The following is a 19,766-nucleotide window of genomic DNA, read 5'->3' as shown; positions in this document are numbered from 1 at the left end:
CGTGTTCGACTTTCTTGATTCCGGGCAGTACGACCTGCTCGGCGCCTTCTGGGTGACGGCGCAGCTCGCCCTCTACTCGGCGATCGGCTCGCTGGTCTGGGGCACCGCTCTGGTCGCCATGCGGGTCAGCCCGGTCCCGCTGATGCGGGGCTTCGCCACCGCGTACGTCAACATCGTCCGGAACACTCCGCTGACGGTGGTCCTCGTCGCCTGTCTGCTGGGTCTCAACCAGACCCTGCTCATCTCGCTCGGCGCGGACCGCTCCGAGGACATCGGATTCCGGCTGGCCGTCCTCGGACTCGTCGCCTACACCGGCACCTTCGTCTGCGAGGCGCTGCGCTCGGGCATCAACACCGTGCCGCCGGGCCAGGCCGAGGCCGCCCGCGCGCTGGGCATGAGCTTCACCCAGGTCCTCGGTCTCGTGATCCTCCCGCAGGCCTTCCGCGCCGCGGTGACCCCGCTCGCGAACGTCCTGATCGCCCTCACCAAGAACACCACCGTGGCGGCCGCGATCGGCGCCGCCGAGGCGTCGCTCCTGATGAAGACGATGCTGGAGAACGAGACCGACGCGCTCTTCGCCGTCTTCGCGATCTTCGCCTTCGGCTTCATCGTCCTCACCCTCCCCACCGGCCTGGTCCTCGGCTGGGCGGCCAAGCGACTGGCGGTGAAGCGATGAGCTCCGTCCTGTACGACACTCCCGGCCCGCGCGCGAAGCGGCGCAACGTCGTCTACACGATCGTCTTCCTCGCGGTCCTCGCCCTGGCGGTCTGGTGGGTGCTCACCGCCCTCGCCGACAAGAACCAGCTGGACGCGGACAAGTGGAGCCCGTTCGTCACCGACTCCGAGGTCTGGACGACGTATCTGCTGCCCGGCCTGACCGAGACCCTCAAGGCCGCCGCGCTCTCCATCGTGATCGCGCTGCCCCTCGGCGCCGCCCTCGGCATCGGCCGGCTCTCCGACCACCGCTGGGTACGGGTGCCCGTCGGCGCCCTCGTGGAGTTCTTCCGCGCCATCCCGGTCCTCCTCCTGATGATGTTCGCCAACCAGGCCTACCGGGAGTTCACGACCGTCAGCTCCGACTTCCGCCCGCTGTACGCGGTCGTCACCGGCCTGGTGCTCTACAACGCCTCCGTCATCGCCGAGGTCGTCCGCGCCGGCGTGGTCTCCCTGCCCCGGGGCCAGGGCGACGCGGCCGTCGCGCTCGGCATGCGCAAGGGCCAGACCATGCTGTACGTCCTGCTGCCGCAGGCCGTGACCGTCATGCTCCCGGCCCTGGTCAGCCAGCTCGTCGTGATCGTCAAGGACACCGCGCTCGGCGGCGCCCTGCTCGGCTTCGGCGAGCTGCTCAGCCAGAACCGGCAGATCACGGCCAACTACGGCGCCAACACGATCGCCACCCTCGTGGTCATCGCCCTGGTCTACATCGCCCTCAACTCCCTCCTCACCGGCCTCGCGGGCCGTCTGGAGAAGCGACTGAGGCGGGGCAGGAAGTCCCCCTCCGTGACTCTCCCCGCCCAGGCGGGAGCCACCGAGGTGAAGTCGGACGCCGTCAGCGGCGCCTGACTCCGGAGGGCGCCCCGGGCCTGTGGGGGCCCGTGGGCGCCTCCGTGGACCGTCCGGGACGGGCCGGAGCGGCACCGATCCGAGGTCGTCCGCACCGCGCCCACCCCGTCGCTTGACGCGGGCATCCTCAGTGGGTTGCATACGGTCTGTGATCAACCACCGGGCTCGTGCCACACTCAGCTGTGCTGCCCTCATGACCGTCCGGCCTTCAGGAGCCGCGCCGTGGACCCGGTGATCATCGTGGGTGCGGGGCCGGTCGGCCTCGCGCTCTCCCTCGCGCTCGCCGCGCAGGACGTGCCCAGCGTCGTCCTCGACGAGGGCACCGGCAAGGAGGAGTCCCGCCCGGCACGGAGCGTCGTCCTGCGCGCCGACATGGCCGCGACGGTCGAGCGGCTCGGCTGCACGACCCTCCGTGACGAGGGCGTCCGCTGGATCGGCTGGCGCGGCGTGCGCCGCCGCCAGGAGGTGCGCCGGATCGCGCTCGACCTGGGACTCGGCGGCACGGAGGAGTGGTCCGAGGACCCCGACGCGCCCGCCTCCCCGGCCGCCCCGCTGCACATCCCCCAGCACGCCCTGGCCCGCGGACTGCGCGACGCCGTCTCCCGGCAGAAGCTGATCCGGATCGTCACCGACTCCCGGCTCGACACCGTCGAACAGGACCGGGACGGGGTCGTCGCCCACACGCGCGGCCCGGAGGGCACCTGGTGGCGCGGCAGCCATCTCGTCGGCTGCGACGGAGCCCGTTCGACCGTGCGCAAGCTGCTCGGGATCCGTTTCCCCGGCCGCACCGCGGTGGAGCGGCACGCCGTGGCCGCGCTCCGCACCGAACTCCCCTGGCCCGGCGAGGCCCTGCTGCACCGTCAGCCCCCGTGGCGCGGCGCGGCCGAGGAGATCACCGCGCGTCCGCTGCCCGACGGGGTGTGGCGGATCGACTGGCTGCTGCCGCCCCGCGGCGACCTGGTCACCCCGGACGCGTTGATCGCCCGCATCCGCGAGACCCTCGCCGGCTGGTGCGACGGCGTGACGCCCCCGTACGAACTGATCGACACCGGCGTCCACACCCTCCACCATCGGCTCGCCCGTCGCTGGCGGGTGGACCGGGTCCTCCTCGCCGGGGACGCGGCGCACCTGCTCGGCGCGGTCGGCACCCAGGGCCTCGACGAGGGGTTGAGGGACGTGGACAACCTCGCCTGGAAGCTCGCCCACACCTGGCACCACGGCGGCTCCGACCGGCTGCTCGACAGCTACCAGAGCGAGCGGCGGACGGCCGTCGCGACCCGGCTGCGCGCCGCCGACCAGTCGCTGCCGGTGCTGCGCGGCGGCGGGGGCCTGCGCACGTACCTCCCCGGGACCGCGCGCGGCCACGACGCCCTGCTGACCGACGGCCACGTGGGGCGCGGCCCGCTCGGCGCGCCCCCGGCGTACCCCCACTCCCCCCTCGCGCCCCCGTACACCGAGGGGCAGGCGCCCGTCGGCACGCCGGCGGGCGCCCCGGTCGAGGACGTCCGCGTGACCGCCCCCGACGGCACGACCGTACGGCTCCGGGACCGGCTCGGCCGGGGCCGCCTCCTGGTCCTCCTGGTCGCGCCCGGCACCGGGGTCTGGGACCGGCGCCACTGGCGGACCGCGGGGGTGATGCCCCGGCTCGAAGAGGCCGTCCAGGCACTGCCGGTGAAGGCCGAGGTCCTGGTGACGGAGGGCTATCCGGGGGCCGCCGCCCACACCGTCCTGCTCGTACGGCCCGACGGGCACCTCGTCGCCTCCTTCTCCGGGGTCCGTCCGGAGGAGCTGTACGCGGCGGCCGACGCGACCCGGGGCGGCCCGGCCGACGAGGGGACTCCCGCCGAGGAGGCCGCGGCCGTGTCCGTGGAGAGCGACCGCACGGCGGACATGCATTGATTCCCGCAGGCGCGCATGGTGTACTCCGGAGCGTGACCGACACCGATGTGCGCCTGTGGCGGAGGGTCCATATGGACCTCCTCCGCTATGCGGGCTGCGTGTGTCGCCCGTCCTGCTGACCTCGCCCCTTCCCCGCGCGCGCCCCGCCGGCGACGGACGTCCCCGTGCCGTGTGCCTGTGCCGTGTGCCGTCGCGCGTTCTTCCGCGAACCCCAGGACGGTCATCCGTGCCCCAGCACGTCTCCCCCCTTCCCCCTGCCCTCCCCTCCCCCTCCCTCTCGCCCTCTTCCGCCTCCGCCCCGACCTCGGCCGAACTCCTCGACTTCGTCCGGCGCACGGCCGCCGACCGGGAACTCGTCGACTCCCTGCCGCTCGACCCCGGGGGCCGTACCTGGGTACGGCTCGACGGCCCCGGCGGCAGCGAGGCCTGGCTCATCGGCTGGCCGCCCGGCACCGGCACCGGCTGGCACGACCACGCCGAGTCGCTGGGCGCCTTCGCGACCGCCCGCGGGGCGCTGACCGAGAACGCGCTCGCGGTCCGGCTGCCGGCGAGCGGCTGGAAGACCCTGGAGCTCGCCGACGGCCTCGACCGCTCCCGGCGGCTGTCGGAGGGCACCGGCCGGGCCTTCGGCCGCCACCATGTGCACGAGGTGCTCAACGAGTCCCCGGACGCCCACGCGGTGTCGGTGCACGCCTACTATCCGCCGCTCCCGCTGATCCGGCGGTTCAGCCGGACGGGCGCGGTGCTCCGTCTGGAGCAGGTCGAGCGTCCGGAGGACTGGCAGTGAGCGAGGAACGGGTGGGCATCGACGAACTCCTGGAGCGGGTCAGGTCGAACATCGACCGGATCGAGCCCCGGGCCGCCCACGAGGCGCACGAGGCGGGCGACGCACTCCTGGTGGACACGCGCTACGCGGCCCTGCGGGAACGGGACGGCCTGATCCCGGGCGCGCTGGTCGTGGAGCGCAACGAGCTGGAGTGGCGGCTCGACCCACTGGGCAGCCACCGCGCGGCGGAGGCCGACAGCCACGACCTGCGGGTGGTGGTCCTCTGCAACGAGGGCTACGCCTCCTCCCTCGCGGTCGACTCCCTCCGCCGCCTGGGCCTGCACCGGGCGACGGACCTCATCGGCGGCTTCCAGGCCTGGAAGTCCGCCGGCCTCCCGGTCCTCCCCCCGACCACCCCCACCTGAGCCCCGCCTCGACCCGCTGCTCCTCGGCCGGCAGGTCGGTCGATCGGCCGGCGGGTCGGCCGATCAGCCAGCGGGTCGATCGGCCGGCCGACCACCGGCCGAGGAGCCTTCCGTCGCTCGCGCACGTCCTGACGGGTCCTTCTGTCCCCCCGCGTCAGAAGGACCCGCCTCAGAAGCACTCGTCTCGGAAGGTCTCGTCTCAGAAGGTCTCGTCCAGGCCGTCCGTGTCCTCGCCCTCGGCCTCCAGCGCCTGGCGGACGACACGGAGGGCCATGCCCTCGGGGTATCCCTTGCGGGCGAGCATCCCCGCGAGCCGTCTCAGGCGCCGGTCGCGGTCGAGGCCGCGGGTGGCGCGCAGCTTGCGGTCCACGAGCTCGCGCGCCGTGGTCTCCTCCCGCTCGGAGTCGAGCTGGTCCACCGCCTCCTGGATGAGGGTCGGTTCGACCCCCTTGGTGCGCAACTCCCGGGCGAGCGCCCGGCGGGCGAGGCCCCGGCCGTGGTGACGGGACTCCACCCAGGCCCCCGCGAAGGCGGCGTCGTCGATGAGACCGACGTCCTCGAAGCGGGAGAGGACCTCCTCCGCCACCTCGTCGGGGATCTCCCGCTTGCGCAGCGCGTCGGCGAGCTGCTTGCGCGTGCGGGGGGTCCCGGTGAGCAGGCGCAGGCAGATCGCGCGCGCCCGCTCAGCCGGATCCTGGGGTGACAGCTCCTTCTCGGCCCTCGACGAGTCGGGGCTGTCACCCGGCCATTCGGTGCGACCGGTCACCGGTTCAGCTCTTGACCGCGGTGGCCTTGGTCGCCTTCGCGGTCTTGCCGGCGGTGGCCGGGACGCTCTTGGCCGCGTCGTCCGCACCGGCCGCGTCGGCGGCGCCCGCCGCGTCCGCACCCGGCTCGGCCGAGGGAGCCTCGGGCCGGACGCCGACGCCCAGCTTCTCCTTGATCTTCTTCTCGATCTCGTTGGCGAGGTCGGGGTTGTCCTTCAGGAAGTTGCGGGCGTTCTCCTTGCCCTGGCCGAGCTGGTCGCCCTCGTACGTGTACCAGGCGCCGGCCTTGCGCACGAAGCCGTGCTCCACGCCCATGTCGATCAGGCCGCCCTCGCGGCTGATGCCCTGGCCGTAGAGGATGTCGAACTCGGCCTGCTTGAAGGGGGGCGCGACCTTGTTCTTGACGACCTTGACGCGGGTGCGGTTGCCGACCGCGTCCGTGCCGTCCTTGAGGGTCTCGATGCGGCGGATGTCGAGGCGCACCGAGGCGTAGAACTTCAGGGCGCGGCCACCGGTCGTGGTCTCCGGCGAGCCGAACATCACGCCGATCTTCTCGCGGAGCTGGTTGATGAAGATCGCGGTGGTCTTGGACTGGTTGAGGGCGCTGGTGATCTTCCGGAGGGCCTGGCTCATCAGACGGGCCTGGAGACCCACGTGCGAGTCGCCCATCTCGCCCTCGATCTCCGCACGCGGGACGAGCGCGGCGACGGAGTCGATGACGATCAGGTCGAGAGCGCCGGAGCGGACGAGCATGTCCACGATCTCGAGGGCCTGCTCGCCGTTGTCCGGCTGGGACAGGATGAGGTTGTCGATGTCGACGCCGAGCTTCTTGGCGTACTCGGGGTCGAGGGCGTGCTCGGCGTCCACGAAGGCGACCTGGCCGCCGGCCTTCTGGGCGTTGGCCACGGCGTGCAGGGTCAGGGTCGTCTTGCCGGAGGACTCCGGTCCGTAGATCTCCACGACACGGCCGCGCGGCAGGCCGCCGACGCCGAGGGCGACGTCGAGGGCGGTGGATCCGGTCGAGATCACCTCGATCGGCTCCTGGGTGCGGTCACCCATACGCATCACGGCGCCCTTGCCGAATTGGCGTTCAATCTGTGCGAGCGCGGCGTCGAGCGCCTTCTCGCGGTCGGTTCCTGCCATGGGTTCCACCCGGTTTGCTTGAGTCGATCGCTTCATGTGAAAGACGCTAACCCCTGCCACTGACAATGGGCCCCGACGTCCCCTCCGCCCTGTGGACAACCCGGCGACAAGCCCGTGATTCCAAGGGTCGGGCTTCCATGAGAATGGATGTTCGATTTTAGTGTCAAGCGTGCCACGCGGTCTCCGGAGGAGCCCCCGGGAGGGCCGCGCCCCTTCCCGCCACCCCCTCCAGCGACCCGCCCCGCACGTCCCTCGCACCCGGCGGCGCGAGGCTACCGGGGGCCGGCCGTCACCGGCAGCAGCTCCGGACGCTTGGCACGGCGCTCGTCGCCGGACGAGCGGCCGCGCAGGCGCCGGCCGAGCCAGGGGCCGAGGAAGGACCCGGCCCAGCGGAGCTCGGCGGCCACCGCGCCGAGGCCCGCGGGAAGGGCCTGTGGGGGCAGGGGGCGGGTCCAGGAGTCGTCGGAGCCGGGCAGCGCGAGCGCGTGGGCGACGGCGGCGGCGATGCGCGCGTGACCGATCGGGCCCGCGTGCAGCCGGTCGGGGCTCCACAGCCGGGGGTCGGTGACGACGGGGTGCTGGGAGGCCTCGACGACGGCGACGCCGTGCCGGCGCGAGGCCGCGCGGATCCGCTCGTTGAGGGCCTCGACGCGGGGCCCGAGGGGGCGGGCGAGCGGGGTGATCCGGCCGACGTCGGGGAAGGTGAGGGTGGCGACGCGGGCCCCCTGCGCGGTCAGCGCGGCGAACATCGCCTCCAGGTGCCCGGCCGTCGCGTCCACGTCGAAGCGCGGTCGCAGCAGGTCGTTGACGCCGGCGACGACCGTGGCGAGGTCCGGCCGGAGCGCGAGGGCGGGGCCGAGCTGCTCGGCGCGGACCTGACCGGAGAGACGGCCCCGTACGGCCAGGTTGGCGTAGAGCACGTCGGACCGCTCGCGGGCGAGCAGCTCCGCGAGCCGGTCCGCCCATCCGCGCAGTCCCACGGTGTCGTCGCCGTCCCCGAGCCCCTCCGTCTGGCTGTCCCCCAGCGCGACGTACCGCAGAAACGCGCCGTCCGCCGTGAACCCCGTACCGTCCGACATGGATCCCGCCCTCCCTCGACCGCCCGAGCGCCGCCCGGGCCCTGCGCGGATCCCGCCACCATAGTCGCTTTTTTTACTAACCAACTCGGTGAAGAACATCGGAAAGCGCCCCCTCACGGCGGGAGCCGTCCTGCTCGCCATGGCCGTGGCCGCGCTGTTCACCGCGCACGGGCGCGAGTCCGCCGTGCCGCGCCTCACGGGCGTGCCGTACGGGCGGGCCCGTCGGCCCGATGGATCCGGCCCGCCTCCCGGCACCGGGTGGCGGGCCCCTCGTACCTCCCGGCACCGGGTGGCGGGCCCCTCGTACCTCTGGGCCCGCGGTCCCCGCCGTCGCCTCAGGACTCCTTCTTGTGGTGCAGGGCCTTCTGCAGCCGGGCCACGACCGCCTCGCCGTACCTCCGGTGGCCGTGGACGCGCGGATCGTCCGTGACGTCGTACCGCTTCACGTAAGCGCCGAGGAAGGCCTGGAGGGTGGCGACGGCCGGGATGGCGATCAGCGCGCCGACGGCTCCGAGCAGGGCCGTCCCCGCGATGACCGAGCCGAAGGCCACCGCCGGGTGGATGTCCACGGTCTTCGAGGTGAGCTTCGGCTGGAGCATGTAGTTCTCGAACTGCTGGTAGACCACGACGAAGCCGAGCACCCACAGCGCGTACCAGGGGTTGACCGTGAAGGCGATCAGCATCGGCAGGGCGCCGGCGAGATAGGTGCCGATGGTCGGGATGAACTGCGAGACGAGGCCGACCCACACGGCGAGCGCCGGGGCGTACGGCACGCCCAGGATCTCGAAGAGCACGAAGTGCGCGACGCCCGAGATCAGGGCCATCAGCCCGCGCGAGTAGAGGTAGCCGCCGGTCTTGTCGACCGCGATCTCCCACGCCCGCAGCACCTCGGCCTGCCGGGCGGGCGGCAGGACGGAACAGAGCGCGCGGCGCAGCCGGGGCCCGTCGGCCGCGAAGTAGAACGCGAAGAGGAAGATCGTCAGGAGCCGGAACAGGCCGCCGAGGACGGTGGCGGAGACGTCGAGGACGCCGGCCGCGCTGTTCTGCACGTACTTCTGCAGCCAGGCGGAGCTCAGGACGCTGTCCTGGACCTCGACGCGCGAGAGGTCCGTGTGGAAGTTCTGGTTGATCCAGTTGATCAGCGAGTCGAGGTACTTCGGGAAGTTCTCGACCATGTCCACGATCTGGCCGGCCAGCATCGAGCCGAGGAGGACGACGAAGCCGAGGCCGAAGACCGCGACGGCGAAGAAGACGAAGAAGGTGGCGAGCCCGCGGCGCATGCCGCGCGCCGCCATGCGTCCGACGGCCGGCTCGATGGCGAGGGCGAGGAAGAAGGCCAGCAGGATGTTGACGAGCAGGCCGACGAGTTGGTGGAAGGCCCAGTTGCCCAGCTGGAAGACGGCGTAGAGCGCGAGGGCGAGCACGAGCGCGCGGGGCAGCCAGCGCGGCATCCGCGCGGACCCGGCGGTCGGCCCGGCCGTCGCCTCCGACGGCGCGGGGGCCGGAGCCGGGCCCGGGGAGGCCGTTCCGCCCGCGACGGGCTCCGGGGCGGGGGGAGTCGTCCCGCCGGCCACCGGCTCCGGGGAAGCCGTCGCGCCCGAGGCTTCCGGCACGTCGGGCACGTCGTTCGGTTCGGTCTTGTCGGTGTCGTCAGTCGGGGCCACCCCGCCAGTCTCGCGCACCGCGCGGACATTCCACCCGGGACCCCCGCGAGATCCCCCGCGGTCACCCGGCGGTTCGTCTTCCGGTCACCGCTTGTCGGCCGGCACGTCGACGGCCGCGCAGACGGCGCGCCACACGTCCTTCGCCTCCCAGCCGGCGTCCAGCGCCTCCCGTACCGTCCTGCCCCCGAGCTCCGCCATCACGTGGTCGCGCGCGAAGGACTCGGCGTAGGACGCGCCGAAGTGGTCGGCCATCCGTTCCCAGAAAATCGTCAACCGCATGAATCCAGTATCCCGCTCCGAAGAGTGCAGCCCGCTCCGCAGGCCTTGTCACCGCGCCTTTCCGCCCTACGGTCGGAGCATGGCCGAAAAACCCCTCCCTGCCCCGCCCTCGACTCCCCTGGCCCGCGCCGAGCGCTTCGTCTGGCTGACGGCCCGCGTCCTCGAACAGCGCCGGTTCGCCTACCACTTCCTGCGCGGTGGCCCGGACCAGGTCGAAACGGCCCTCACGGCGTACCTCAACGAGGACGGCGGCTACGGACACGCCCTCGAACCGGATCTGCGCGGCCCGGTGAGCCAGCCCCTGCACACCGCGCACGGGCTGCGGGTCCTGGACAGCATCGGCCGCTGCGGCGGACTGCGCGTGGAGCGGATCTGCCGCTACCTCACGGAGGTGTCCACGCACGACGGGGCGCTTCCGGCGATCCACCCCTCCCAGCGCGGCTACCCCTCGGCGCCCTTCCTCCCGGTCGTCGACTCCCCGCCGAGCGCGCTGCTCTCGACCGGCCCGGTGGTCGGCGTGCTGCACCGCAACCAGGTGTGGCACGCGTGGCTGTTCCGGGCCACCGAGTTCTGCTGGTCGGCCGTGGAGTCGCTCGAGAAGTCGCATCCGTACGAGATCCAGGCCGCCGTCGCCTTCCTGGACGGGGCTCCCGACCGCCCGCGCGCGGAGGCCGCCGCCGACCGGCTCGGACGGCTCGTCCGTGAACGGCGGCTCGTCGTCCTGGACCCCGACCAGCCCGAGGACCACTCGGTCGCGGACGGGTACGCGCCCGGCGAGGTCCTCCATCCGCACGACTACGCGCGCGTGCCGGACTCGCTCGCCGGGCGCTGGTTCACGGACGCGGAGATGGCCCGCTCGCTCGACCGGCTCGAAGCCGACCAGCGGGAGGACGGCGGCTGGCCGTCCCGCCGGGACGCCTGGGCGCCCGGCTCGGCCCTGGAGTGGCGCCCGATCGCCACCGTGGAGGCGTTGCGGACCCTCCGGGCGCACGGCCGCGCCATCAACTGAGGCGGGACGGCCGGGCCCGGCCCTGCGGCGGGCCCGCCGCGGGGCGGAGGGGCGCGGCCGTCGCCGTCACCAGCCCAGGGCCCGGACCCCCGCCGTGACGGCGACGGCCGCGCCCACGACGACCAGGAAGGGCGCGCGCAGGACGAGTGCGACGGCGGCCGCGGCGAGCCCGGCGGCCCGGGCGTCCAGGACGAGGTCGCCGCCCGCGCTGAAGGTCTGCTGGGCGGTGAGCGCGGCCAGGAGCGCGACGGGGAGCAGGGCGGCGAGCCGCCGGACGAGCGGGCGTTCCAGCGCTCCCGCGGGCACGAGCAGGCCGAGGAGCTTGACGAGGTAGCACCCGGCGGCGGTGAGGGCGATCGCGATCCAGACGTTCATCGGGGGTCCTCCTCTCGTCCGGTGGGGGCGGTGCGCCGACCCCGGGCCCAGAGCACGGCGGGCGCGGCGAGGGCGGCGGCGAGGACCGGGACGCCCGCGGGCAGGACGGGCAGCAGCCCGAGGCCGAGCAGGACGGCGATCCCGGCGGTGGCGCGCTCGGTGGCGGACTTCAGCATGGGGGCGAGCAGGGCCAGGAAGACGGCGGGGCCGGCGGCGTCGAGGCCCCAGGCCGCGGTGTCGCCGATCGCCTCGGCGCCGAGGGCCCCGAGGAGCGTGGTCAGGTTCCACAGGACGTACAGGGCGAGGCCGGTGACGGTGAAGCCGATCCGGGCGGCCCGGCGGGTCGGCTGGGGGAGCGCGACGGCCGTGGTCTCGTCGATCACCCAGTGCGCCGCGAAGGGCCTGACGGCCTTCGGCAGGGCGAGGAGCTGGGAGAGCCGCAGCCCGTAGAAGGCGTTGCGGGTGCCCAGGAAGAAGGCGCCGGCGGCGGCCGTGAAGGGGTTGCCGCCGGCGGCGAGCGCTCCGACCAGCGCGAACTGCGAGGCGCCGGTGAAGACGAGCAGGCTGAGGACGCAGGTCTGGAGGACGCTGAGGCCGGAGCCCGCCGAGGTCACGCCGAAGGCGAAGCCGGAGAGCCCGACGGCGACGCCGACACCGAGCGCGTCACGGACGACGGCCGCGTCGGGCTTGTCCGGGACGTCGTCGCGTATGACGGGGGGTGCTGTCTGTTCTGCCACGTCAGGGACGTTACGGGGCCGGTGCCGGCCCGGTCTTGTACGTTCTTGCACCGCCCTGCGGAGCCGCCCACCGATCCTCGCGCGCCGACCTGCGGGGCCCGGCCCCCGACGCTCACGCGCCGGCCTGCGGAGCCGCCCGCCGCCCCTCATGCCGGCCTGCGGAGCCGCCCGCCGGCGCTCACGTGCCGGTCCGCGGGGTGTGTCGCCCCGTGCCCCGCGCGCGCCGGTAGGCGCCCGGCGGCACCCCGACGCTGCGGGTGAAGTGCCGGCTGAGGTGCGACTGGTCGGTGAAGCCGACGGCTGCGGCCGCCTCCGCCGGGGGCGTCCCCGCGTCGAGGAGCTGTCTGGCCCGGCGTACGCGCGCGTCGGTGAGCCAGGTGTGCGGAGGCATCCCGTACGCCTCGCGGAAGGCCCGGAGCAGGGCGAACGGGCTGGTGCCGAGGTCGGAGGCGAGCCGCTCCAGGGTCGGCGGCTCGACCATCCCGGCCTCCAGGACGTCACGCGCGCGTGCCGCGTTCCGGGCGCCCGCCGAGCGGGGCGGGAGCGGGGTGACGATCCCGCCGTGGCTGCGCAGCAGCCGGGCGGTGACCAGCCGCAGGAGGCTGTCCGCGGCGAGCGCGTTGCCCTCCTCCGCGGCCCGGTGGACGCCGACGACGAGCTGTGCGGCGTACGGGTCGTCGACGACGGGCGAGGTGAAGCCGGCCTCGCCGCGCAGGGCGACGGTGTCGGCGGCGATCGACCGGACGATCTCCGCGTCCGGGTAGATCGTCCGGTAGGTCCAGCCCTCGGGCACGGCCGCGTGCCCGGTGTGCGGGGTGTCCGGGTTGACCAGGGCGATCTGCCCGGGGCCCGCGTGGACGAGCTCGTCACGGTAGTGGAAGGCCTCGACGCCCTCGGTGACGGCGGCGAAGACGAAGGACTCGTGGGTGTGCCGGGCGAAGGCCTTGCGGACGTAGTGGGCGTGCAGCAGGTCGACCCCGGGCAGTTCGGCGTACTGCCAGTACCGTGCCCGCTCCCCGCTCGCGCCGTCCTTCTCCGTGCCCCTGGCCATTCCCCCATTCTGCGCCCCTCCGACGCCACGCGACGACGGGGATTCCCCCAGGTCCGGGCGGTTGTCAGTGGCCGGGTGCACGATGGGGGGCATGGTCAGGTCCGCGCTCGACTCGTTCTCCCCCGCGACCCGTGGTTGGTTCACCGGGGCCTTCACCGCGCCCACGGCGGCGCAGGAGGGCGCCTGGCGGGCCATCGGCGCGGGTTCCGACGTCCTCGTCGTCGCGCCGACCGGCTCGGGCAAGACGCTGGCGGCGTTCCTCGCCTCCCTGGACCGGCTCGCCTCCTCCCCGCCGCCCGCCGAGGCGAGGAAGCGGTGCCGCGTGCTGTACGTGTCGCCGCTGAAGGCCCTCGCCGTGGACGTCGAGCGGAACCTGCGCTCGCCGCTGACCGGCATCCGCCAGGAGTCGGTGCGACTGGGCCTGCCCGAGCCGGACGTCCGGGTCGGGATCCGGTCCGGGGACACCCCGGCGGCCGAGCGCCGGGCGCTCGCGACCCGGCCGCCGGACATCCTGATCACCACCCCCGAGTCCCTGTTCCTGATGCTGACGTCCGCCGCGCGCGAGGCGCTGGCGGGCGTGGAGACGGTCATCCTGGACGAGGTCCACGCGGTGGCGGGCACGAAGCGGGGCGCGCACCTGGCCCTCTCCCTGGAGCGGCTCGACGAGCTGCTGCCCCGCCCGGCGCGCCGGATCGGGCTGTCGGCCACGGTCCGCCCGGTCGACGAGGTGGCCCGCTACCTCTCCCCGGGGCGCGCCGTGGAGATCGTGCAGCCGCCGTCGGGCAAGGAGTTCGACCTCTCCGTCGTCGTCCCCGTCGAGGACATGGGCGAGCTGGGGGGTTCTCCCGCCTCGGAGGGCAAGGACGGCGGGGACAAGCCGTCGATCTGGCCGCAGGTCGAGGAGCGGATCGCCGACCTCGTCCAGTCCCACCGCTCCACGATCGTCTTCGCGAACTCCCGCCGGCTCGCCGAGCGCCTGTGCAACCGGCTCAACGAGATCGCGTACGAGCGGGCGACCGGCGAGCCGCTCCCCGAGGGGGCGTCCCCGGCCCAGGTGATGGCCCAGTCGGGGGCGGCGCAGGGCGCCCCGCCGCTGCTCGCCCGGGCCCACCACGGCTCGGTGTCGAAGGAGCAGCGCGCCCAGGTGGAGGAGGACCTGAAGGCGGGCCGGCTGCCCGCCGTGGTGGCCACCTCCAGCCTGGAGCTGGGCATCGACATGGGCGCGGTCGACCTGGTGGTGCAGGTCGAGTCGCCGCCCTCGGTCGCCTCCGGGCTCCAGCGCGTGGGCCGGGCCGGGCACCAGGTCGGCGCCGTGTCGACGGGCGTGGTCTTCCCCAAGTACCGGGGCGACCTGGTGCAGGCGGCCGTGGTCACCGAGCGGATGCGTTCCGGCGGGATCGAGTCGATGCGGATCCCCGCCAATCCGCTGGACGTCCTCGCGCAGCAGCTAGTCGCGATGGTCGCGCTCGACACCTGGCAGGTGGACGACCTGCTCGCGGTGGTGCGCAGGGCGGCGCCCTTCTCGTCCCTGCCCGAGTCGGCGTTCACGGGCGTCCTCGACATGCTGGCCGGCCGCTATCCCTCGGACGCCTTCGCCGAGCTGCGCCCGCGCGTGGTCTGGGACCGGGTGGCCGGGACGGTCACGGGGCGGCCCGGCGCGCAGCGGCTCGCGGTCACCTCGGGCGGCACGATCCCCGACCGGGGCCTGTTCGGCGTCTTCCTGGCGGGCGCGGACCCCAAGAAGGGCGGGGGCCGGGTCGGCGAGCTCGACGAGGAGATGGTGTACGAGTCGCGGGTCGGCGACGTCTTCACGCTGGGCACCACCTCTTGGCGGATCGAGGACATCACCCGGGACCGGGTGCTCGTCTCCCCCGCGCCGGGCGTGCCGGGCCGGCTGCCCTTCTGGAAGGGCGACCAGCTGGGCCGCCCGCTCGAACTGGGGCGTGCGGTGGGCGCGTTCCTCCGCGAGGTCGGCGCCCTCGGGGACGAGGACGCGCGCCTGCGGCTGCTCGCCGCGGGCCTGGACGGCTGGGCCGCGGCGAACGTCCTCGCGTACCTCAGGGAGCAGCGCGAGGCCTGCGGCCACGTGCCGGACGACCGGACGATCCTGGTCGAGCGCTTCCGCGACGAGCTCGGGGACTGGCGGGTCGTCATCCACTCCCCCTTCGGGGCGCAGGTGCACGCCCCGTGGGCGCTGGCGCTCGGCGCGCGGCTCGCCGAGCGGTACGGCATGGACGCGCAGGTGATGCACGCGGACGACGGCATCGTGCTGCGCCTGCCGGACGCCGACCTGATGGGCCTGGACATGGGCCTGGACCTGCTCGACTCCGAGCCGGTCGATCCGGGCCGGCACCCGGACGCGGCGTACGACGCGGACAAGGCGCCCGTCGGCGCGGCCGACGCCCTCTTCGACCGGGGCGAGATCGGGCAGATCGTCACCGACCAGGTGGGCGGCTCCGCGCTGTTCGCCTCCCGCTTCCGCGAGTGCGCGGCCCGCGCCCTGCTGCTGCCCAAGCGCAACCCGGGCAAGCGCACCCCGCTCTGGCAGCAGCGGCAGCGGGCCTCCCAGCTCCTCCAGGTGGCGAGCGAGTTCGGCTCGTTCCCGATCGTCCTGGAGGCCGTCCGCGAGTGCCTCCAGGACGTCTTCGACCTCCCCGGCCTGACGGAACTGATGGGGGACATCGAGGCCCGCCGGGTGCGGCTCGTCGAGGTCACCACCCCCGAGCCCTCGCCCTTCGCCCGCTCGCTCCTCTTCGGGTACGTGGCGCAGTTCCTGTACGAGGGCGACTCACCGCTCGCCGAGCGGCGGGCGGCAGCGCTCTCGCTGGACTCCCGGTTGCTCGCGGAGCTCCTGGGCCAGGCGGAGCTGCGGGAGCTGCTCGACCCCGAGGTCCTGGCGGAACTGGAGCGGGAGCTCCAGTGGCTGACCGAGGACCGGCGGATCAAGGACGTGGAGGGCGTCGCCGACCTGCTGCGGGTCCTCGGGCCGCTGACGGACGAGGAGCTGGCCGAGCGCGGCGCCGAGGCGGGCTGGCCGTCCGAGCTCGAGGCGGCCCGGCGTGCGATCCGGGTGCGGATCGGCGGCCGTGACCACTGGGCGGCGATCGAGGACGCGGGCCGGCTCCGGGACGCCCTGGGCACGGCCCTGCCGGTCGGCGTGCCCGAGGCCTTCACGGAGCCGGTCAAGGACCCGCTGGGCGACCTGCTCGCGCGTCACGCGCGCACGCACGGCCCGTTCACCTCCTCCGGGGCCGCCGCCCGCTTCGGCCTCGGCGCGGCCGTCACCGACGGCGCCCTCCAGCGCCTCGCCGCCTCGGGCAGGGTCGTGCAGGGTGAGTTCCACCCCTCCGGGATCGGCCAGGAATGGTGCGACGCGACCGTGCTGCGGCGGCTGCGGCGCCGTTCCCTGGCGGCCCTGCGCCAGGAGCTGGAGCCGGTGCCCCCGGCGGCCCTCGCCACCTTCCTGCCGCAGTGGCAGCACCTGGGGAGCAACAGCCTGCGCGGCATCGACGGCCTGGCGCGCGCGATCGAGCAGCTCCAGGGCGCGCCGGTCCCGGCCTCGGCCCTGGAGAAGCTGATCCTGCCGTCCCGGGTCCGGGGCTACGTCCCCGCGCTGCTCGACGAGCTGACGACCACCGGCGAGGTCGTCTGGGCGGGCGCCGGTTCGCTGCCCGGCAAGGACGGCTGGGTCTCGCTCTACCTCGCGGACGCGGCGCCCCTGCTCCTCCCGCCGCCGCACCCGCTGGAGACGTCCGCCCTGCACGAGTCGGTGCTCACCGCCCTCTCCGGCGGGTACGGCCTGTTCTTCCGGCAGATCGCCGACCAGATCCGGGCCACCACCCACCCGGACGCCACCGATCCGCAGCTCGCCGACGCCCTCTGGGACCTGGCCTGGTCGGGCCGGCTCACCAACGACACCCTGGCCCCGCTGCGCGCGCTCCTCGGTTCGGGCCGCACGGCCGGTTCCACCGCCCACCGCGCGCGGCGCACGGTCCCGCGCGGCCGGTACGGCACGCCGGCCGCCGCGGCCCGTCCCGCCTCGCGTACGGGTCCGCCGACGGTCTCCGGCCGCTGGTCCCTCCTGCCTCCCCCCGAGCCGGAGCCGACGCACCGGGCGCACGCCCTGGCCCGCACCCTCCTGGACCGGCACGGCGTGGTCACCCGGGGCGCGGTGGCCGCCGAGGGCGTGGAGGGCGGTTTCTCGGCCACGTACCGGATCCTGGCCGCCTTCGAGGACAGCGGGCAGGCCCGGCGCGGTTACGTCGTGGAGGGGCTCGGCGCGGCCCAGTTCGCGATGGACGGGGCCGTGGACCGGCTGCGGGCGGCGGCGACCGCCCGCGACCGGGGCGCCGAGGCGGCGACGGGACCGCGCGCCCTGGTCCTCGCCGCCGCCGATCCGGCGAACGCGTACGGCGCGGCGCTGTCCTGGCCCGAGCCGCCGACGGGCGCCGGGCACAAGCCGGGCCGCAAGGCGGGCGCACTGGTGGTCCTGGTGGACGGCGAGCTCGCGCTCTACATGGAGCGCGGCGGCAAGACGCTCCTCTCCTGGCCGACGGACCCGGACGACCCGGCCCTGGGGGCGGCGGCGGAGGCGCTGGCCGAGTCGGCGAGGGCGGGCGTTCTGGGCTCGGTCACGGTGGAGCGGATCAACGGCGCCACGTCCCTGACGTCCCCCCTGGCCCGCCCCCTGGAAGCGGCCGGCTTCCTGGCCACCCCCAGAGGCCTCCGCCTCCGCCCCTGACCCACCGCACGGGCGCCCCCCCCAACCGCACAGACGGCCCGCACCCGCACAGGCACCCCCACCCGTGCGGGCGGCCTCCGCCCACACAGGCGCCCCCGCCCCTGCGGTGCCCCAGCGAGGGCGCCGCCCACCGGGACCCCGCCTCACCGGAACCGACCGCCCACGACGGACCCACGACGGACCCCGAGGCGCCGCAAGGCGCCCCTGCCCCACAATGGACCCGTGCCCGAAGGAGACACCGTCTGGCAGGCCGCCCACCGCCTGCACGCCGCGCTCGCCGGGCGGGTCCTGACCCGCGCGGACCTCCGCGTGCCCCGGTTCGCGACCGCCGACCTCACCGACCGCACGCTCCTCGACGTCACCCCGCGCGGCAAGCACCTGCTGGCCCGGATCGAGGGCGGGCTCACCCTCCACTCGCATCTGCGGATGGACGGCGCCTGGCGGGTGTACGCCACCGGGGAGCGCCCGCGCGGCGGCCCCGAGCACCAGATCCGGGCGATCCTCGGGAACGCCGAGTCCACCGCGTACGGCTACCGCCTCCCCGTCCTGGAGCTCGTCCGTACCGCCGAGGAGTCCCGTGTCGTCGGCCACCTGGGCCCGGACCTGCTCGGCCCGGACTGGGATCCGGAGGAGGCCGTCCGGCGGCTGGGCGCCGATCCGGAACGCTCCCTCGGCGAGGCCCTGCTCGACCAGCGCAACCTGGCCGGCATCGGCAACGTGTACAAGTCGGAGCTGGCCTTCCTGGCCGCCGTCACCCCCTGGCTCCCGGTGGGCGAACTCGCCCCGGAGGTCCCGGCCCGTCTGGTCGCCACGGCCCATCGCCTGCTCGACGCGAACAAGGACCGTCCGGACCGGCGCACCACCACCGTGCGCCGCCCGGGCACGCCGCTCCACGTCTACGGCCGCGAGGGCCGGCCCTGCCTCCGCTGCGGCACCCCGATCCGCAAGGCGGAGCTCGGCGACCGGGTCACGTACTGGTGCCCCGGCTGTCAGCGGGGACCCGACGGAGGCCGGGACGGAAAGCCCGGCAGGAGCGGTCACACCGATTGACGGGTCGTCAGATCCGGTCGTACGGTCCGGACATGACGACGACCCTCCCGGCGTACGACCTGACCGGCCGCACCGCGTTCGTCACGGGCGCCGCGAGCGGCATCGGCCGCGCCACCGCTGCCCTCCTCGCGCGGGCCGGCGCCACCGTCCACTGCGCCGACCGCGACGAGGACGGCCTCGGGGAGACCGCGTCCCTGATCGCCCGGCAGGGCGGCACCGCGCACACCCACCCCCTGGACGTCACCGACAGGACCGCCCTGGCGTCGGCCGTCCGCGCCGCCGGCCCGCTCCACGTCATGGCCGCCATCGCCGGGATCATGCACACGAGCACGGTCCTGGACACCCGGGACGAGGACCTCGACCGCGTCCTCGCCGTCAACTTCAAGGGCGTGCTCTACGCCTGCCAGGAGGCGGCCCGTTCGATGATCGCCTCGGGCGTTCCCGGCTCGATCGTGACGATGGCCTCGGGCGCGATGGACACCGCGAGCCCGGGCCTGCTCTGCTACAGCGTCACCAAGGCGGCCGTCGTCCAACTGACGAAGACCCTGGCGACGGAGGCGGGCCCGCACGGCATCCGGGTCAACGCGGTCGCCCCGGGCTGGATCCGCACCCCCATGACGGACCGCCACGAGCCGGCCGCCCAACTGCAGGCCGAGGCCGCGATGGTCCGCCACTCGCCGCTGGGGCGGGTCGGCGAGGCCGAGGACGTCGCGCACGCGGTCCTGCACCTCGCCTCCGACGCCTCCGCGTTCACGACCGGTCAGATCCTCCGCCCCAACGGCGGCGTCGCGATGCCCTGGTGACCGCCCGGCCGACGATCCCCCGGCCGGCGACCCGCCGGGCGACGGCACCGGGAAGCCCCGACGCGAAGAACCCCGCGGCCCGTCCGGCAGGGGTGGCCGCACCGCGCCGTCCCGATGAGGACGCCACGTGCACCGGCAGCAGGCTCAGTCCCCAGCCGCCCGCGGCCATCGCCCCCTCGACCGACCCGGACTCGCCCGGCGCGAGCAGCAGACGCAGCACCGCCCACCACCAGAGCCCTCCGGCCGCAAGGCCGCACGCGAACAGAGCGAGCGTCACCAGCGGAACCCGTCGCCGTACCATGGCCGCCTCCTGCGGTCGACGCTAGACCGGCAGGATCACCCTGCGGGAGGGCGCACCGGTGGCAGACCCGGCGCACACGGCCCAGTCGGACGTCCTTCCACCATGGCACGCCATCCC

19 protein-coding genes are annotated in these 19,766 nt (G+C 74.6%); 10 read left to right on the top strand and 9 right to left on the bottom strand.

The window, feature by feature from the left end; genetic code table 11:
- Position 1 precedes the first annotated feature (1 nt).
- From ACZ66Z_RS21720 to ACZ66Z_RS21695, 6 genes are all read left to right on the top strand, one after another.
- Positions 2-676 carry an amino acid ABC transporter permease gene (locus ACZ66Z_RS21720; RefSeq protein ID WP_469936310.1) on the top strand — a complete coding sequence of 225 codons (675 nt, stop codon included), beginning with the start codon at positions 2-4 and terminating at the stop codon, positions 674-676.
- The gene (locus ACZ66Z_RS21715) at positions 673-1,563 is read left to right on the top strand and encodes an amino acid ABC transporter permease (RefSeq protein WP_469936308.1); all 891 of its coding nucleotides are present in this window, start codon (positions 673-675) and stop codon (positions 1,561-1,563) included. The genes ACZ66Z_RS21720 and ACZ66Z_RS21715 overlap by 4 nt, the downstream gene beginning before the upstream one ends.
- 222 nt (positions 1,564-1,785) lie before the next feature.
- Entirely contained in the window at positions 1,786-3,462 is a 1,677-nt protein-coding gene (locus ACZ66Z_RS21710; protein ID WP_469936306.1) for an FAD-dependent monooxygenase, read from the top strand.
- 32 nt (positions 3,463-3,494) lie between these two features.
- Entirely contained in the window at positions 3,495-3,581 is an 87-nt protein-coding gene (locus tag ACZ66Z_RS21705; protein WP_311307652.1) for a putative leader peptide, read from the top strand.
- A gap of 107 nt (positions 3,582-3,688) precedes the next feature.
- A complete protein-coding gene (locus tag ACZ66Z_RS21700) occupies positions 3,689-4,249 on the top strand; it encodes a cupin domain-containing protein (RefSeq protein WP_469936304.1) in 561 nt (186 codons plus the stop codon).
- Positions 4,246-4,653, top strand: a complete 408-nt coding sequence (locus tag ACZ66Z_RS21695) for a rhodanese-like domain-containing protein (protein ID WP_469936302.1) — start codon at positions 4,246-4,248, stop codon at positions 4,651-4,653. The genes ACZ66Z_RS21700 and ACZ66Z_RS21695 overlap by 4 nt, the downstream gene beginning before the upstream one ends.
- 199 nt (positions 4,654-4,852) lie before the next feature.
- Here the strand turns inward: ACZ66Z_RS21695 and recX are convergent, their stop codons facing one another.
- The 5 genes from recX to ACZ66Z_RS21670 form a co-directional block, all read right to left on the bottom strand.
- Entirely contained in the window at positions 4,853-5,419 is a 567-nt protein-coding gene (gene recX, locus ACZ66Z_RS21690; RefSeq protein WP_469936300.1) for a recombination regulator RecX, read from the bottom strand.
- Between the two features lie 4 nt (positions 5,420-5,423).
- Entirely contained in the window at positions 5,424-6,560 is a 1,137-nt protein-coding gene (recA, locus tag ACZ66Z_RS21685) for a recombinase RecA (protein WP_469936298.1), read from the bottom strand.
- 272 nt (positions 6,561-6,832) lie between these two features.
- A complete protein-coding gene (locus tag ACZ66Z_RS21680) occupies positions 6,833-7,639 on the bottom strand; it encodes an SGNH/GDSL hydrolase family protein (protein WP_469936296.1) in 807 nt (268 codons plus the stop codon).
- A gap of 335 nt (positions 7,640-7,974) precedes the next feature.
- Entirely contained in the window at positions 7,975-9,090 is a 1,116-nt protein-coding gene (locus tag ACZ66Z_RS21675; protein WP_469936603.1) for an AI-2E family transporter, read from the bottom strand.
- A gap of 297 nt (positions 9,091-9,387) precedes the next feature.
- The gene (locus ACZ66Z_RS21670; protein ID WP_041662943.1) at positions 9,388-9,582 is read right to left on the bottom strand and encodes a DUF3046 domain-containing protein; all 195 of its coding nucleotides are present in this window, start codon (positions 9,580-9,582) and stop codon (positions 9,388-9,390) included.
- A gap of 79 nt (positions 9,583-9,661) precedes the next feature.
- Here ACZ66Z_RS21670 and ACZ66Z_RS21665 point away from each other — a divergent pair, with 79 nt between their 5' ends.
- Positions 9,662-10,591: a hypothetical protein gene (locus tag ACZ66Z_RS21665; protein ID WP_469936294.1), complete on the top strand. Its 930-nt coding sequence runs from the start codon at positions 9,662-9,664 to the stop codon at positions 10,589-10,591.
- Between the two features lie 66 nt (positions 10,592-10,657).
- Here ACZ66Z_RS21665 and ACZ66Z_RS21660 read toward each other — a convergent pair whose 3' ends face one another.
- From ACZ66Z_RS21660 to ACZ66Z_RS21650, 3 genes are all read right to left on the bottom strand, one after another.
- Positions 10,658-10,966 carry an AzlD domain-containing protein gene (locus ACZ66Z_RS21660; RefSeq protein WP_469936292.1) on the bottom strand — a complete coding sequence of 103 codons (309 nt, stop codon included), beginning with the start codon at positions 10,964-10,966 and terminating at the stop codon, positions 10,658-10,660.
- Positions 10,963-11,703: an AzlC family ABC transporter permease gene (locus ACZ66Z_RS21655; protein WP_469936290.1), complete on the bottom strand. Its 741-nt coding sequence runs from the start codon at positions 11,701-11,703 to the stop codon at positions 10,963-10,965. Before ACZ66Z_RS21655 ends, ACZ66Z_RS21660 begins: the two co-directional genes overlap by 4 nt.
- A gap of 178 nt (positions 11,704-11,881) precedes the next feature.
- Positions 11,882-12,754 (bottom strand): AraC family transcriptional regulator, encoded by an 873-nt coding sequence (locus ACZ66Z_RS21650; protein ID WP_469936288.1) that lies wholly within the window; start codon positions 12,752-12,754, stop codon positions 11,882-11,884.
- Positions 12,755-12,845: 91 nt separating this feature from the next.
- On the opposite strand from ACZ66Z_RS21650, the gene ACZ66Z_RS21645 reads away from it, so the two are divergent.
- From ACZ66Z_RS21645 to ACZ66Z_RS21635, 3 genes are all read left to right on the top strand, one after another.
- A complete protein-coding gene (locus ACZ66Z_RS21645; protein ID WP_469936286.1) occupies positions 12,846-17,495 on the top strand; it encodes an ATP-dependent helicase in 4,650 nt (1,549 codons plus the stop codon).
- A gap of 222 nt (positions 17,496-17,717) precedes the next feature.
- Complete coding sequence (locus ACZ66Z_RS21640) at positions 17,718-18,545, top strand: DNA-formamidopyrimidine glycosylase family protein (RefSeq protein ID WP_469936284.1); 828 nt, start codon at positions 17,718-17,720, stop codon at positions 18,543-18,545.
- A gap of 32 nt (positions 18,546-18,577) precedes the next feature.
- Entirely contained in the window at positions 18,578-19,348 is a 771-nt protein-coding gene (locus ACZ66Z_RS21635; protein WP_469936282.1) for an SDR family NAD(P)-dependent oxidoreductase, read from the top strand.
- On the opposite strand, the gene ACZ66Z_RS21630 is transcribed toward ACZ66Z_RS21635, so the two are convergent.
- Entirely contained in the window at positions 19,296-19,649 is a 354-nt protein-coding gene (locus tag ACZ66Z_RS21630; protein WP_469936280.1) for a hypothetical protein, read from the bottom strand. The two genes, ACZ66Z_RS21635 and ACZ66Z_RS21630, sit on opposite strands and share 53 nt — an antisense overlap.
- Positions 19,650-19,766: the final 117 nt, after the last annotated feature.

Source organism: Streptomyces sp. NPDC107498, from assembly GCF_055582805.1.
The sequence above is the reverse complement of the archived record's forward strand: the minus strand, read 5'-3'. Positions and strand labels throughout refer to the sequence as shown.